This is a genomic window from uncultured Agrobacterium sp., assembly GCF_913777885.1.
Taxonomy (GTDB): domain Bacteria; phylum Pseudomonadota; class Alphaproteobacteria; order Rhizobiales; family Rhizobiaceae; genus Agrobacterium.
Genome location: NZ_CAJYTV010000024.1, coordinates 75,248 through 88,725, shown reverse-complemented (window position 1 = coordinate 88,725; position 13,478 = coordinate 75,248). Strand labels below are relative to the sequence as shown.

At 58.0% G+C, this 13,478-nt stretch carries 14 protein-coding genes; 6 read left to right on the top strand and 8 right to left on the bottom strand.

Translation table 11 applies throughout. From position 1 onward, the window contains the following. Together QZ869_RS20740 and QZ869_RS20735 are read right to left on the bottom strand one after the other, a co-directional pair. On the bottom strand, nt 1-596 hold a 596-nt coding region (locus tag QZ869_RS20740), incomplete at its 3' end, for an efflux RND transporter periplasmic adaptor subunit (protein WP_296107085.1). Then, entirely contained in the window at nt 593-1,669 is a 1,077-nt protein-coding gene (locus QZ869_RS20735) for an efflux RND transporter periplasmic adaptor subunit (protein ID WP_296107082.1), read from the bottom strand. The genes QZ869_RS20740 and QZ869_RS20735, both read right to left, overlap by 4 nt. Before the next feature lie 206 nt (nt 1,670-1,875). Here QZ869_RS20735 and QZ869_RS20730 point away from each other — a divergent pair, with 206 nt between their 5' ends. After that, a complete protein-coding gene (locus QZ869_RS20730) occupies nt 1,876-2,538 on the top strand; it encodes a TetR/AcrR family transcriptional regulator (protein ID WP_296107079.1) in 663 nt (220 codons plus the stop codon). 23 nt (nt 2,539-2,561) lie between these two features. On the opposite strand, the gene QZ869_RS20725 is transcribed toward QZ869_RS20730, so the two are convergent. Next, nucleotides 2,562-3,380 carry a GGDEF domain-containing protein gene (locus QZ869_RS20725; RefSeq protein WP_296107078.1) on the bottom strand — a complete coding sequence of 273 codons (819 nt, stop codon included), beginning with the start codon at nt 3,378-3,380 and terminating at the stop codon, nt 2,562-2,564. Between the two features lie 578 nt (nt 3,381-3,958). Between QZ869_RS20725 and QZ869_RS20720 the strand changes: the two genes are divergently transcribed. Both QZ869_RS20720 and QZ869_RS20715 read left to right on the top strand, forming a co-directional pair. Beyond that, the gene (locus tag QZ869_RS20720; protein ID WP_296107076.1) at nt 3,959-4,462 is read left to right on the top strand and encodes a hypothetical protein; all 504 of its coding nucleotides are present in this window, start codon (nt 3,959-3,961) and stop codon (nt 4,460-4,462) included. Continuing rightward, nucleotides 4,463-4,618, top strand: a complete 156-nt coding sequence (locus QZ869_RS20715; protein ID WP_296014362.1) for a hypothetical protein — start codon at nt 4,463-4,465, stop codon at nt 4,616-4,618. It abuts the gene before it with no gap. Between the two features lie 39 nt (nt 4,619-4,657). On the opposite strand, the gene QZ869_RS20710 is transcribed toward QZ869_RS20715, so the two are convergent. Both QZ869_RS20710 and QZ869_RS20705 read right to left on the bottom strand, forming a co-directional pair. Continuing rightward, nucleotides 4,658-5,191, bottom strand: a complete 534-nt coding sequence (locus QZ869_RS20710) for a hypothetical protein (protein ID WP_296107073.1) — start codon at nt 5,189-5,191, stop codon at nt 4,658-4,660. Between the two features lie 84 nt (nt 5,192-5,275). Next, a complete protein-coding gene (locus QZ869_RS20705; RefSeq protein ID WP_296014365.1) occupies nt 5,276-5,497 on the bottom strand; it encodes an aa3-type cytochrome c oxidase subunit IV in 222 nt (73 codons plus the stop codon). 428 nt (nt 5,498-5,925) lie between these two features. On the opposite strand from QZ869_RS20705, the gene QZ869_RS20700 reads away from it, so the two are divergent. Further along, nucleotides 5,926-6,465: a TRAP transporter small permease subunit gene (locus QZ869_RS20700; protein WP_113327415.1), complete on the top strand. Its 540-nt coding sequence runs from the start codon at nt 5,926-5,928 to the stop codon at nt 6,463-6,465. A gap of 27 nt (nt 6,466-6,492) precedes the next feature. Further along, nucleotides 6,493-7,995 (top strand): TRAP transporter large permease subunit, encoded by a 1,503-nt coding sequence (locus QZ869_RS20695; RefSeq protein ID WP_296014369.1) that lies wholly within the window; start codon nt 6,493-6,495, stop codon nt 7,993-7,995. Nucleotides 7,996-8,906: 911 nt separating this feature from the next. Here QZ869_RS20695 and QZ869_RS20690 read toward each other — a convergent pair. Next, complete coding sequence (locus QZ869_RS20690) at nt 8,907-10,013, bottom strand: TRAP transporter substrate-binding protein (protein ID WP_296080950.1); 1,107 nt, start codon at nt 10,011-10,013, stop codon at nt 8,907-8,909. Nucleotides 10,014-10,426: 413 nt separating this feature from the next. On the opposite strand from QZ869_RS20690, the gene QZ869_RS20685 reads away from it, so the two are divergent. Beyond that, the gene (locus tag QZ869_RS20685; protein WP_296040108.1) at nt 10,427-11,182 is read left to right on the top strand and encodes a gamma-glutamyl-gamma-aminobutyrate hydrolase family protein; all 756 of its coding nucleotides are present in this window, start codon (nt 10,427-10,429) and stop codon (nt 11,180-11,182) included. Between the two features lie 23 nt (nt 11,183-11,205). Here the strand turns inward: QZ869_RS20685 and QZ869_RS20680 are convergent, their stop codons facing one another. Together QZ869_RS20680 and QZ869_RS20675 are read right to left on the bottom strand one after the other, a co-directional pair. Beyond that, nucleotides 11,206-12,168, bottom strand: a complete 963-nt coding sequence (locus QZ869_RS20680) for a 2-hydroxyacid dehydrogenase (protein ID WP_296074979.1) — start codon at nt 12,166-12,168, stop codon at nt 11,206-11,208. Between the two features lie 167 nt (nt 12,169-12,335). Then, nucleotides 12,336-13,358, bottom strand: a complete 1,023-nt coding sequence (locus QZ869_RS20675) for a LacI family DNA-binding transcriptional regulator (protein ID WP_296014373.1) — start codon at nt 13,356-13,358, stop codon at nt 12,336-12,338. Nucleotides 13,359-13,478 lie beyond the last annotated feature (120 nt).

The following is a 13,478-nucleotide window of genomic DNA, read 5'->3' as shown; positions in this document are numbered from 1 at the left end:
GGCTTGGCAATCGTGACAATCACCTGGCCGACGGTCACGACCTGCCCCAACTCGGCGGATGTTGCCGTAACCACACCATCGAACTCCGCCGTCAGCTGTGCGTAACCGAGCTGCTCATTGGCCTTGTTGAGATTGGCCTCGGCACGCGCGACAGAAGCGACCGCCGTCTTTAGCCCCTGCTCCGCCTCTTCGAGTGCGGCGCGGGTGCCGGAGCGGGTTTCGGCAAGCTGCAACTGGCGCTGCTGCGTGCTCTGTGCATTGCGAAGCTGCGCCTGCGCATTGGAAAGATCCGACTGTGCGCTGCGCACCGCAAGCTCCAGCGAGGTCGGGTCGATTGTCGCGATCACGTCGCCCTGCTTGACGATATCGCCAACCGAAACGGTGCGCGACGTCAAACGGCCAAGTGCGCGAAAACCGAGTTGTGCTTCGAAGCGCGGAGAAACCGTGCCGGCGAAGCTCAAGGGATGGGCGGGCATTTCCTTGGCCACGACGGACAAAACCGGGCGCGGCGGCGCAGCCTCGTCCTGCTTGTCCTCACTGCAGGCTGCAAGCATCAGGCCGGACAGAAGCACTGTAAGAATATGAGCCTTGTTCATCGCGATGCCACCTCTTTGGGAGCGACCTTTTCATCCGGGCGAAGGAATTTGGCGCCTTCGAAAACCACAACATCACCTTCGTTCAGACCCTGCTTCACAATGAAATGTCCTGTCTCGTAGTCCTCGACTTCGATGACGCGCAGCGTGACCTTGGAGGAGGCAGGATCGACAACCCAGACAGCAGGCCTCCCATCCTTCGAGGACATGGCAGACCATGGCAGAACGATCGCCGCCTGCGGCTCATACTGGAACTCGCCCTTGACCGCGGCGCCAAGCGGCATCTGCCCATCGCCTGGAAGCCCGACCTTGACCCGCACCGTGCCCGTGGAAGCATCGATGGTCGGCGAAATCTCGCGCACCTTCGCCGTCACCTGCTTGGTTGGATCCGACAGAAGCGTAATCGTCACCTCGTGCTTGATCGGGCGTCCGAGAAACAGCGTTTCCACAACTTCGAAAATCGCATCCCTTGGTCCGTCCTGCGCCAGCGTGAAGATGGCGGACGCCGCCTGCGCCACCTGCCCCACCTCAGCATTGCGCGCCGTGATCACGCCGTCGCGCTCGGCCTTCAATTCGGTATAGGACAGCGCTTCCTTGGCCGTGCCGAGCTGCGCTTCGGCAGACCGTTCGCTGCCTTGAGCGGTGGATAAAGCCTCCTGCGCCTGATCGAGAGCGGAGCGTGCCGTCACCTGCGTATCGAAAAGCTTCTGCTGGCGGGCAAAGGCCAATTCCGCCTGGATGCGCTGTGCGGTGGCAGCCTCCAGATTGGCCTGCGCGACGGCCAGATCGGCCTGCTGCTCCTGCGCATCGATACGCGCCAGCACCTGCCCCGCCATGACGTGATCGCCCACATCGACCTTGCGATCGATGATCTTGCCGCCCACGCGGAAGGAGAGATCGGTTTCGACACGCGCGCGAATTTCACCGGTCACCGCGCCGCCCGTCGTCAGCTGTTCGCTCTTGACGGTAACGACCCGCACCTGGCGCGACTCCGCCTCCCGCTCGCCTTCCTGTTGGCTGCACGACGTCAGGAAACCCGCGCCTGCAATCAGGAGAACGCTCACAATATGCTTCATGGCAGAACCCTATGATGGAGATATCGTGAATGCGTATATTTGACTGACCGGAAAGTCAATGATAACTTCGGATACATGTTGCGCAAGTGCTGTCATTTGAGAGAACGACGCGCGATGGAATACGGGATATAGCGCAGGAACGGATCGATGTGATCGTAACCCGCGTTGAAACTGTCGATGCCGAATGAAGGGAATGCCAACCACCGATGTTCAAGCTGTGCCAATCCAAGGTGGGGAAAAAACTGACGCGTGCCGAGCAGAAGCAGCTCCGCCCCGCTCAAATTCTGGACGCGGCCTTTACCGAGTTCGTCAGACACGGATACGCCGCAACCCGCGTCGAAGACATCGCCAAACATGTCGGCGTCACCAAGGGCACGGTCTATGTGTATTTCGAGACCAAGGAAATCCTCTTCGAAGCCACCATCCGTCACGCCTCTACATCCTTCGCCGACATCGTCAAACATGCCGACACCCATGAAGGCACGCCGACCGAGCGGCTGCGATCCCTGCTTTTAGCGCTTTACGCCCATCTCGGCAGCGACAGTGAAAACCGCGAAGTGCTGAAGCTGATCATTTCCGAAGGCCAGAAATTTCCCGATATCGTCGCCCGCCATGAACAATGCGTCTTCCAGCCACTGATCGACCGGATCACCGAACTCGTCAGGGAGGGCGTCGCCGCAGGCGAATTCAGAGGCGACCATCTCGCCTTCCCCGAACTGATCATTTCGCCACTGATGACGCTCACCGTTCTCAGGATCATCTTCGACGAGCGCCTGGATATCGATGTGGACGCCTATCTCAACGCCCATCTCGACCTGTTGATGAACGGGCTTTTGGTGAATAAGGGCGCGCCGAACCGAGCGCTTTAAAAAAAAGCCAGGCACTTGCGCAGCTATACAGCGACGCCGGCTTTCGCCTTGAAATCCTCCGGCAACAGGTCACTGTGCAGGATCTGGTTGCGGCCTGATGATTTGGCCAGATAGAGCGCCCGGTCGCAGGCATTGAACAGATCCTCGAAGGAGGCATGGGACTCCTTGTCGGCCACCCCGCCGGACAGAGTAATGTGGACAAGCCTGTCTTTGATGTCCACGGGCCGGGCTGCCAGCATCTCGTTGCATCTTTGGGCGAGCGCGAGACGTTTTTGTGCGGTGAGCTGGACCGCCAGAACGGCGAATTCCTCACCACCAATTCTTGCAACCACATGAGGCTGCGGAAAAGCAGCCATCAGGTGTCTTGCCACGGTCACGATCGCATGGTCTCCGACATCGTGGCCGAACTCGTCGTTGATGCGCTTGAAGCGGTCGATATCGAACAGGATGAGCGAAGCATCGTCGTCCGCTTTGGCCACCTCTTCCATGAAGGCACGACGATTGAGGAGCCCCGACAGCATGTCGGTGCGGCTCAGCCGTTCGAATGTCGCACGCGAGATGGACAGATGATGAATGGCAAGACCGACGAGATAGACGATCGAAAATGTCAGCGACGAGGCCACCACCGTCGATATGATCACGCCCACTGTCGCCCCTTGCCAGACATTGTAAGGCAGCAACCCGAATGTGTTCATCAGATGATGGGCGACGATATTCAAAACGTCGGCAATCAGCGTAACGGCAACAGCCGTGCGAAGAGCAAAGGACAAGACCTTGTCCTTCGTTTCAAACCGGTCCGTGGCGCAAGCCTGCTGTATATGGCGTTCGACAAATGCAAGCATCGACCTTCCGGCTCCGTGTTTGAGCGATAGAGCCCCGTGCATCCTGTTTGGACGAACGGGGCTCTATAGTGTTTAAATTGACGCATGGCCTTGCCGATGCTGTGGTCGCCCCCGACCGGCATGACTGTTGCACGGGATGTTTTGAAATCACGTGAACAACGAAGGTGAATGTTCAATTACATTTGCCTCATGCGCCACTTCGGCTGCATCGTCCTCTGCGGGCGCCGTGAGGCCAAGCCGCATCATAACGGATGCGGCATTATGGAAAGGCTGGGCCAGAGATAGAGATCAAGAACACGGCGTTGGCGCTGATGCATGAAGGGAAATGCTATTTGGTCAGGCTCAACGATGAACGGCAGGTCGACCTCCTGCGCGTGGTCTATCCGTTCGTCGCCACCGTCGGAGTTCCCGGCTAGAAGATGGGAGCCGTGGAACAGGCCGTCTTTGTCGATTTCGCGTTACCGATATCCACGTGCAGCAGAGACAAACTTTTCAGGCTCCACGGCTAGACCCCGAGCAGACAAGGGAACATGATGCTTCTCAATCGTCGTACTCTGTTGCTTCTGGGAGGATGGACAATGACGGCTTCGGCAGCCTCAGGGCAAATCTCATCCAGATTGCTATTCGACGGCAACCTTCTGGCCGACTATTTCCAGATCTATCTAAGAGATCAAAGCCACCCGGACCTTCCGTCCGATTATACGGAAGAGACCATTGGCAAGCGTTTGATGATCGGTCCGCACGCTGCCATCGTTCACACTGCGCGCAATATGATCGTGCCGGTCAGCGTGGAGTGGCATGATGCACGGCCGCAGCCGGATGTGGAGCGCTACCAGCATGTGGCGGAAGCAAGCTTCGACTGCCCCTCAGGCGTCTTGATCGTGGCTGGCTTGACGGACTATGAGCCGAGTGCATCAAGGCTTGCAGTTGAACCGGGACGACTGGGTGTCCGTGCAAATATGTCGGGCCTGGACACGATCAGCGAGGACGGCGTGGAAGGAAACGACCAATACCTCCGACAGCTGTGGCCTTCCCCGCAGCCACTCGGTCTTCAGGTTCTCAAGTCTTGGGTGGAGCGTTAGATGAAAAGAGCTGTCCCCTATCTTCTCATCTTTGCCGCCATCATGTTTCTCGTAAGCCTCCTTGGCTTCGTCATCGCGCTCGCCCCCTGGAGCTTGATCATGTTGGGTATCCCCATGCTCATCTCAACCTGCAGATCGGCTGCCAAAGACCGCTAAAGAATGCAGGCATGAGGCGGCGGGAAACAAGACGACGGCTTACTCCACCGGCGTCATCGTTCCCGTCGGAAAGGTGGCAGTGGCAAGCGACGGATAGACCTCGCGCACGATATCGATCTGCTGCGCATCGTCGATCCTGACCAGATACCACTTACCGTCATCGATCAGCGCCAGCGTCGAGGTCCTGGCCTCAATCTTCTGGCCTTGGGTTTCCATTAGGCTGCGCGACGGCACCAGCACATAGGGCGTGCCGTCAGGGGCTTGCTTGTAAGCCGCTTTGTCGACATCCATATCGAAATCGAGAAACTTGACCGAGGCAAGCGCGATCTGCATCTGCGTCTGCATCGCGCTTCGAAGCGTCGTCACGTCGACACCGGCCTTCGTGGCAATATGCTGAAGAACCTTGGGCGGCACGGAGGCGCCGATAAGATCGAAGTCGCCCTGCTTCAGCGCAGTCTCGAAGCGCTCGATCTGCGCCTGGAGGTCGGCCTTTTCTTCGGCCGTGATTTCACGCGCCGAAGCACCCTGCCAGAAGCAAAGAGCCAGAAACACTGACAGGAACAGAGCCTTCATGACACACGCCTCTCATCGGTCTAATGACGTTGAGTGAGATAAAGCGCGACATATGCCGCGCTGTCGTCAATGACGGTAATTGGCTTAAAGAATGAAGAAGCCTGCGGCCGACAAGATGAGGAAGACGAGCAATCCGCCGAAGAAGCCGCCCGTGGTGAAGAAGCCGACGGCCATGGCGATCATCAGCATGCAGACAAGCATGGTGCCGTATTTCGACGCCAGCAGGAAACCGTTATAGGTTTTCTCGTGCTCGGAATATTCCATTTTCGCGCCGAGTTCGACCGGTCCGCTATGGTGTTCGCTCATACTTGTTTCCCCTCTATTGATCTGCGCTTACCGTCATCGTTCCATCTAGAGATGACGTCTTCCCTGATAACGAAGCAAGCGACAGAACGCTCCTTGTCAAGACCTACACAAAATTCGGCACCGACGCAACGCGGGTAACGCACGGTTTGCCCGGCAAAAACGCTTGGTCTTTGGGCGGATCGCGCAAGGCTCCTGGCCCTGGAAAGCTGGAGCATTTGTCGCATCGACGCCACCTGCGCCAAGGAAAGCCCTGGATGGTCGGTGCACGACCTTCTTCCTAGTTGCATTTGGCAAAACCTGCCCATAACGATGGACTGAGGGAGGATTTCTGGTTGGGAGCGACAGGCGCGGGAGGACGTTTCGCCTGGGGTTTTCCGCCATAAAAATTCCTCCTCGAAAACCCGCAAAGGGATCGAAAGGGGAAAACAATGCACGCGCTTTTGAAACTCAGCCGCGCCATCGACCTGTTGAGCGAGTCACTGGGGAAATTTTCAGGCTATCTGGTTCTCATCTGCTGCCTCGTCAGCGCCGGCAACGCCATCGTGCGTTATCTTTTCAACTACAGTTCGAACGGCCTTCTGGAAATCCAGTGGTACATGTTCGGCTTCATCGTTCTCATCGGCGCGTCCTATACGCTGCGCATGAACGAACATGTGCGTGTCGATATCATCTACGGCGCGATTGCACCGCGCACCCGCATCTGGGTGGATATTATCGGCATCGTTTTCTTCCTGCTTCCCGCCTGTTTTTATCTCGCCTGGCTGAGCTGGCCGATGTTCCTGCTCTCCTGGCAACAGAATGAAATGTCCTCCAATGCTGGCGGCCTTATCCGCTGGCCGGTCAAGCTCATCATCTTTGCGGGCTTCGCGCTCCTCGTCCTTCAGGGAATATCCGAACTGGTGAAGCGCATCGGTGCGCTGAACGGGCTCTATCAGCTCGACACCAAATACGAAAAACCGCTCCAGTAACGCCGGCGCCATTTTAAGGATATTCTGATGTTCGAATACGGTATTCTTCCACCGGCGATGTTCGTGGGCATGATCATCTTCATGCTTTATGGTTTCCCGGTTGCCTTCTCGCTCGCCACCGTCGGCCTTCTCTTCGGCGTCATCGGCATCTTCACAGAGCACTTCTCGCCCGCCTTCATGCAGGCTCTGCCGCTGCGCATCTTCGGCATCATCTCCAACGATCTGCTACTCGCCATTCCTTTCTTCACCTTCATGGGGGCCATTCTGGAGAGATGCGGTTTGGCGGAAGATTTGCTGGAGGGAACCGGCAAACTCTTCGGCGCCATTCCCGGCGGCCTTGCCTATGCGGTCATTCTGGTCGGCGCCATTCTCGGCGCCATCACCGGCACCGTGGCAGCCTCCGTCATCACCATGGGCGTCATCTCGCTGCCGATCATGCTGAAATACGGCTATAATCCGCGCGTCGCTACCGGCGTCATTGCCGCATCCGGCACCATCACGCAGGTTATTCCGCCCTCTCTCGTTCTCATCGTTCTGGCAGACCAGCTCGGCCGCTCCGTTGGCGATATGTATCTCGGCGCCATCGGCCCGTCCTTCCTGCAGGTCGCAATCTTCATGCTCTTCATCCTCTTTCTCTCGGTCTTCCGGCCGAAGGATGTTCCGGCCCTGCCGCCGGAAGCACGCGGGGAGCTGAACCGGGCGCTGGTGCTGAAGGTTCTGGGCGGCATGATCCCTTCCATCGTGCTGATCTTCCTCGTTCTCGGCACCATCTTCCTTGGCCTTGCCACGCCAACCGAAGCCGGCGCGCTCGGCGTCGTCGGCGCCATGGCGCTTGCCGCCGCTCACCGCCGCCTGACCTGGGATCTCATCAAGCAGGGCATGCACTCCACCATGCACATCACATCGATGGTGGTGTTCATTCTCGTCGGTGCCACCTGCTTCTCGCTGGTGTTTCAGGGGATGGACGGATCGCTGTGGATCGAGCACATGCTGTCGGGCATTCCAGGCGGCCCCATCGGCTTCCTGATCTTCGTCAACATCTTCATCTTCTTCCTCGCCTTCTTCCTCGATTTCTTCGAGATCGCCTTCATCGTCGTGCCGATGCTGGCACCGATTGCGCAAGCTCTCGGCATCGATCTCATCTGGTTCGGCGTGCTGCTTTGCATCAACATGCAGACGAGCTTCATGCATCCGCCCTTCGGCTTTGCGCTTTTCTACCTGCGCTCGATTGCGCCGCGTACGGTCAAGACATCGGACATCTATATGGGCGCAATCCCCTGGCTCGGCATGCAGTTGATCCTCGTCGCCATCGTCATCTTCTGGCCGGAATCCGTGACCTACTGGCTGGACAAGACACCGGAGGTCGATCTCAACACCATCAAGATCGAGGTCCCCGCCTTCGGCAATCAGGGCGGCAACACCATGCCGAATTTCGGCCTGCCCCCAATGGACGTCGCGCCAGGCCAGGGCGGCGGCAACGGCCTGCCAGGCATGCCGAACCTCAACGAACCGCCGAAGATCAACCCCTGACGGCGAACGCTTGTTTGATAGGGATGAAAGCGTTATACTGGTGGAGTGGAAGGTAGGGTTGCACACCTACCTTCCGTTTATTTACTTCCTGAAGAATGTGAACCGGACAGTCATTGACCAGCCTGTCCGGTTTTTCTTCACGATAAACGCAATGCTCAGCGGTTTGCGCATCACATTAGAGCGCCGCGCGTCCTTTAGGACGCGCAAAGGATGCTCTAACTCTTTGAATGTACGCATCGTGCTTTTCCGAAAATCGAATTCGATTTTCGGGCCGATGCTGTACCTCCACAGTTGAACAGCAAGGCCTTTGCCAAGGTGGGCGTGGCCAATCCTCGCCGATATTCCGGCTGGTCTCCGAAGTGTGCTGCTTCGCCGTTCAACGCGGGCGATCATAGTCGAGTGTCTTTACTGGTCCATAAACGCGGGTGAGTTGGAGGCAGCTCAAGCAAAAGCCCGGACCTTTCGATCCGGGCTCCAATAGAGCGTTTCCTTGTTAAATGGAAACAGTTCTGTTGGTTCAAACGGGATCGACTGATTGTCCGGATGGCGCGTGTCGTAGCCAACGCATACGGCCAAGCCGTCCGGGCAAGCAGGTGGCCCGTTTCAACCAACCCGAAGGGCCGGGCATCTTTCCGCCAGGATCAAAGACGATCGGCTCGACCGTACCTTTGGGTATGCCCTTCGCCGATCGCCTTTGCCCTGACGAAAACCTGCTCCGGCAGAACGTTGCCATTTAACAAGGAAACGCTCTAGAACGGTCTGGATAGTGTCACAGTCTGTTCAAGAATTGGCGTTGGTCTGCCGAAAATGGTGATTTCGAGAACCGGAGCGGAGCGTACTGAAGTACGTGAGCACCGGAAGCGCAGAAATTGCCATTTGCAGGCGACCAACGGCGATTATGGAATAGACTGTCAGAGCTTGCCGTTACGCTGCTGTATCATCATGAACGTATCGTAGGTGTATTCAGCCAGCTGCATCCACAGATACCCTTCACGCTTGAAAGCGACCTGATCTTCATAGACCTTCTTGAAGTCCGGATTGACGGCAGAGATTTCCGCGTAGACTTCGAGGGCGGCCTTGTAGCAGGCGTCGAGAATATCCTGGCTGAAGGGGCGCAGCGTCGCACCCTCGGAGACGATCTGCTTGATCGCCTTCGGATTCCTGGCGTCATATTTTGCCAGCATGTTGGTATTAGCAAACGAGCAGGCATCCTGCAGCACGGCCTGATAGTTCTTCGGCAGATCGTTCCACTTGTCCAGATTGACGAAGGAGTGAATGACCGGGCCGCCTTCCCAGAAGGCCGGGTAGTAATAATACTTCGCCACCTTCTGGAAGCCGAGCTTGTGGTCGTCATAGGGGCCGACCCATTCGGCCGCGTCGATCGTACCCTTTTCAAGCGCCGGATAGATATCGCCGCCGGCAATCTGCTGCGGCACGACGCCCAGCTTTTCCACCACCTTGCCGGCAAGACCGGCAATGCGCATCTTCACGCCTTTGAAATCCTCGACGGTGTTGATTTCCTTACGGAACCAGCCGCCCATCTGCACGCCGGTATTGCCGGAGATCATGCCATAGAGCTTGTGCTTGGCGTAGAACTCGTTCAAGAGCGTGTTGCCATTGCCCTCGTAGAACCAGGAATTGGTCAGGCGCGCATTGAGGCCGAAGGGGATGGCGGTACCGATCGCGAATGTCGGGTCCTTGCCGACATAGTAGTAGGAGCAGGTGTGGCACATTTCCACCGTGCCGGAGGATACGGCGTCCGCCGCCTGCAGCCCGGGCACGATTTCGCCTGCCGCAAACACCTGAATGTTGAAATTGCCGTCGGTCGCGGCCTTCACATGGTTGGCGATATCCTGCGCGCCGCCAAAAATCGTATCGAGCGATTTGGGGAAGGAGGAGGTCAGCCTCCAGGTGATCTTGGCATTTTCCTGCGCGATGGCCGGTGCTGCCAGAACAGTTGCTGCCGCAGCACCCGAGCCCGCAAGCGCGCCTTTTTTGATGAATGAGCGTCGATCCATATTATCCTCCCAGATACGAACCAAGTCACCGTGCGGCTTCCTCCCCCACACGAGATGGCTTGAGAAAAGCATGGGTCATGGCAACTGACAAGCGGCGCGGCAAAGAATAAACGGTGGGACATGCTTGGAGGGCGCGATTTCCTCTGCGCATAGGAAAAGATTATCGCATGCGCTGTCTCAAAACATCCGGGCATTATACTTTAGACGAATAAATCCCGTCACTTAAAGCGTGTCGCGATCTTTCATACGCTGCCTCACGCTTTAGCTCCTCTTCTGCCGCACGTCGTGGTCGCAAAAGCGCTGCACCCTATTGCGGAAACCATGCTTTACAAAAAGAGAAAGCTTGACGAATCCGCACCTTCGGTTTCACTGACGGCATTGCATTTGAAGACCGCATCACGTTCGGAGCCACCATGTCCAAGCCCATCATCGCCATCCCGGCCGATATCAAACAGGTAGACGGTGCCGAGTGGCATGCGGCGCAGACGCAATATCTCGCCGCCGCGCTGAAGGTCGCAGGCGTCATGTCCCTGATCGTGCCGGCCTTCGAGAGTGGCAATGAGATCGATGCCATTCTCGACCGTGTAGACGGGCTGCTCGTTTCAGGCTCGGCCAGCAATGTCCACCCTTCGCTTTACGGCGAGCAAGCAACCGATGCCGATGGCCCCTTCGATGCCGGGCGCGATGCGACCAGCCTCGATCTCATCCGCCGCGCGATCGATCGCGGCATTCCGATGCTGGCCATATGCCGCGGCATTCAGGAGCTGAACGTGGCGCTTGGCGGCACGCTTGCCAGCGAAATTCAGGAACTGCCGGGACGCTGGGACCACCGCAAGCCGGAAACGACAGAGCGCGACGTGATGTTTGGCATCCGCCAGCCGGTTCATGTGCGCGAGGGCTCCTGCATCGCCCAGCATCTGGGGCTTTCCGGCGAAATCCAGATCAACTCGGTTCATCGCCAGGCGATTGCGCAGACGGCACCAAGGCTACAGGTGGAAGCCACTGCCGAAGACGGCACAATCGAAGCCGTCTCCGTCATCGACGCCAAAGGCTTTGCCATCGGCGTGCAGTGGCACCCGGAATATTGGGCCGAAACCGATGGCCCGTCGCGAGCACTGTTCGAAGCCTTCGGCAAGGCGGTGCGGGACTATCAGGCGAGCAAGGCGTAAAGCGCCTCGCTCACCTTATGCGATTATTCCTTGACCGGTGTTTCCGGCACGGGTGTGATGACCTTTCGCTCAGACAGCCAGCCGAGAACATTATCGGCCACCAGATCGGCCATGGCATTGCGCGTCGGTACTGATGCGGATGCCACATGCGGCAAGAGCGAGACGTTGTCGAAGGCCAAGAGCGCTTCCGGCACCTTCGGTTCCGCATAGAACACATCCAGACCGGCAGCGCCCAGCGTGCCGTCCTGCAAGGCCTGTATCAACGCATCTTCATCGACGCTTGAGCCGCGCCCGACATTGATGAACACGCCGTTCGGGCCAAGAGCGGACAGGATCTCACCATTGATGGCCTTATGCGTTTCCGGCGTGCCGGGCACGATGCAGATCAGAATATCGACCGCGCTCGCCATCTCCTTCAACGAGGCATGATAGGTGTAGGAGAGTTCATCACGCTTACTGCGCGTGTGATAGCCGATCTCCACCTTGAAGGGCTCCAGCCGCTTGGCGATCTCCTGGCCAATGCGGCCCATGCCGAACAGGCCCACCTTGCGACCGCGCAGCGAAAACGGCGAGAGAGCGAACGGCCCTTCCTTCACCCACTTGCCCTTACGCAGATAGGTCTCTGCCTGATAAAGGCGCCGCACGGTGTTGATCAGAAGCGCAATCGTCGTATCGGCCACTTCGTCGTTCAGCACATCCGGCGTGTTGGTAACGATGATGCCACGCTTGGCCGCATGCTTGGCATCGACGCCATCATAGCCCACGCCGAAATTGGCGATCACTTCCAGATTGGGAAGCGCATCGATCCAGGCCGCGTTGACGCTGCCGGAGACGGCCACTGCGCGAACGCGGTTCGCCACATCGGCGGAAATGGTGGGGGTCGCGCCCGCAGGTGCGGTCACGACCTCTACCTTGCCTTCGAAGCGTTCCAGAACGCGCGGATGGATTTTTCCCGGAACGAGAACGACGGGCTTTTGATCTGACATGGGCGATGATTCCTCTTGCAATGCGCATCTCCAAGGACAGCGAACGATGCTCTCACGGGACATGCATGAAGCCTCAAAGCGGCGATACCGCTCTGCGATGGGAAAAGGCTAACCGATGCGCGTCAAAATCAAAACCCGCTAATGAACGAGAACGGTACTGTCGTTCATCAATGTCGTGGAATGCAGGGTCCGGTGGATTGGCGGATGCGCATTTCCGGCTTGATCAGGTGAATGCCGTCCGGCTCATGGCTGCCCGCCAGCCTGTCGAGCAGGGCACGCGCCGCAAGCCGCCCGACTTCCGCCTGGCCGTTGGATACGGTCGTCAGCGATGGCGTGGAGATCGACGCTTCTTCCAGATCGTCATAGCCGGTGACGGAAATATCCTTGCCCGGAACGAAGCCTGCGCGCGAAATGCCGTTCATCAGGCCGATGGCGACAAGGTCGTTCCAGCACACCGCAGCCGTCGGCTTTTGCGGCAGCGACAGGAAGTTGACAGCCGCCTCGAAGCCGCCCTGCTTGGAGCGTGCGCCTGGAATGCGCAGGTTCGGATCGACATCGATCCCCGCCTTGCGCAGCGCATTCACATAGCCCTGATAGCGATCGCGCCCGGTCGATGTCTGGTCCGTGCCGCCCACCATGGCAATGGTCCGGTGGCCAAGGCTGATCAGGTGGTTGGTGGCAAGCGAAATGCCATAGCTGTCATCGCCGCGAAATGTCGGCATGTCGACACCATCCATGGAGCGCGCCACCAGAATGGCGGGCATGCCGTTTTCTTCCGCAAGCTTCAAATCCTCGGTCGGCGTACCGATGGCCGGAGACATGATCACGCCGTCGCTGCCAAGCTGCAGCAGCGTTTCCAGAAACGTGCGCTGCTTTTCGACCGAGTCGTAATGGTTGGACAGAATGAAGGTCTGGCGGCTGCGGTCCAGTTCGCTTTCGATGGCTTTGAGAATTTCCCCGTAAAACGGGTTCATCACATCATGGAAGACGACGCCGATAATGCCGGAGCGGGAGGTGCGAAGGCTGGCGGCACGGCGGTTATAGATATAGCCGAGCGCACGGGCCTGGTCCTTGATCTTCTCGCGCGTGTCGGCAGCCACAAGCGGACTGTCGCGCAGTGCAAGAGAAATGGTGGCTGTCGAAAGCCCCAGGCTTTCGGCAATGGTTGAAAGCTTGACCTTTTGCGCCATGTCCCCTCCCCGAGATTGCGCATCGCCTCCCGGCGACGTTTAAATTGTGACTAAACAATTTAAACAAAACGCGCAAGAGGTTTAATATTTGCACAAACTGTTAAAAAGGACGCTTAAATT

Bases quoted from the DNA above. Each gene is read 5' to 3' on its own strand.
- QZ869_RS20735 (WP_296107082.1), bottom strand. From the start codon at position 1,669: ATGAAGCATATTGTGAGCGTTCTCCTGATTGCAGGCGCGGGTTTCCTG.
- QZ869_RS20730 (WP_296107079.1), top strand. From the start codon at position 1,876: ATGTTCAAGCTGTGCCAATCCAAGGTGGGGAAAAAACTGACGCGTGCC.
- QZ869_RS20725 (WP_296107078.1), bottom strand. From the start codon at position 3,380: ATGCTTGCATTTGTCGAACGCCATATACAGCAGGCTTGCGCCACGGAC.
- QZ869_RS20720 (WP_296107076.1), top strand. From the start codon at position 3,959: ATGACGGCTTCGGCAGCCTCAGGGCAAATCTCATCCAGATTGCTATTC.
- QZ869_RS20715 (WP_296014362.1), top strand. From the start codon at position 4,463: ATGAAAAGAGCTGTCCCCTATCTTCTCATCTTTGCCGCCATCATGTTT.
- QZ869_RS20710 (WP_296107073.1), bottom strand. From the start codon at position 5,191: ATGAAGGCTCTGTTCCTGTCAGTGTTTCTGGCTCTTTGCTTCTGGCAG.
- QZ869_RS20705 (WP_296014365.1), bottom strand. From the start codon at position 5,497: ATGAGCGAACACCATAGCGGACCGGTCGAACTCGGCGCGAAAATGGAA.
- QZ869_RS20700 (WP_113327415.1), top strand. From the start codon at position 5,926: ATGCACGCGCTTTTGAAACTCAGCCGCGCCATCGACCTGTTGAGCGAG.
- QZ869_RS20695 (WP_296014369.1), top strand. From the start codon at position 6,493: ATGTTCGAATACGGTATTCTTCCACCGGCGATGTTCGTGGGCATGATC.
- QZ869_RS20690 (WP_296080950.1), bottom strand. From the start codon at position 10,013: ATGGATCGACGCTCATTCATCAAAAAAGGCGCGCTTGCGGGCTCGGGT.
- QZ869_RS20685 (WP_296040108.1), top strand. From the start codon at position 10,427: ATGTCCAAGCCCATCATCGCCATCCCGGCCGATATCAAACAGGTAGAC.
- QZ869_RS20680 (WP_296074979.1), bottom strand. From the start codon at position 12,168: ATGTCAGATCAAAAGCCCGTCGTTCTCGTTCCGGGAAAAATCCATCCG.
- QZ869_RS20675 (WP_296014373.1), bottom strand. From the start codon at position 13,358: ATGGCGCAAAAGGTCAAGCTTTCAACCATTGCCGAAAGCCTGGGGCTT.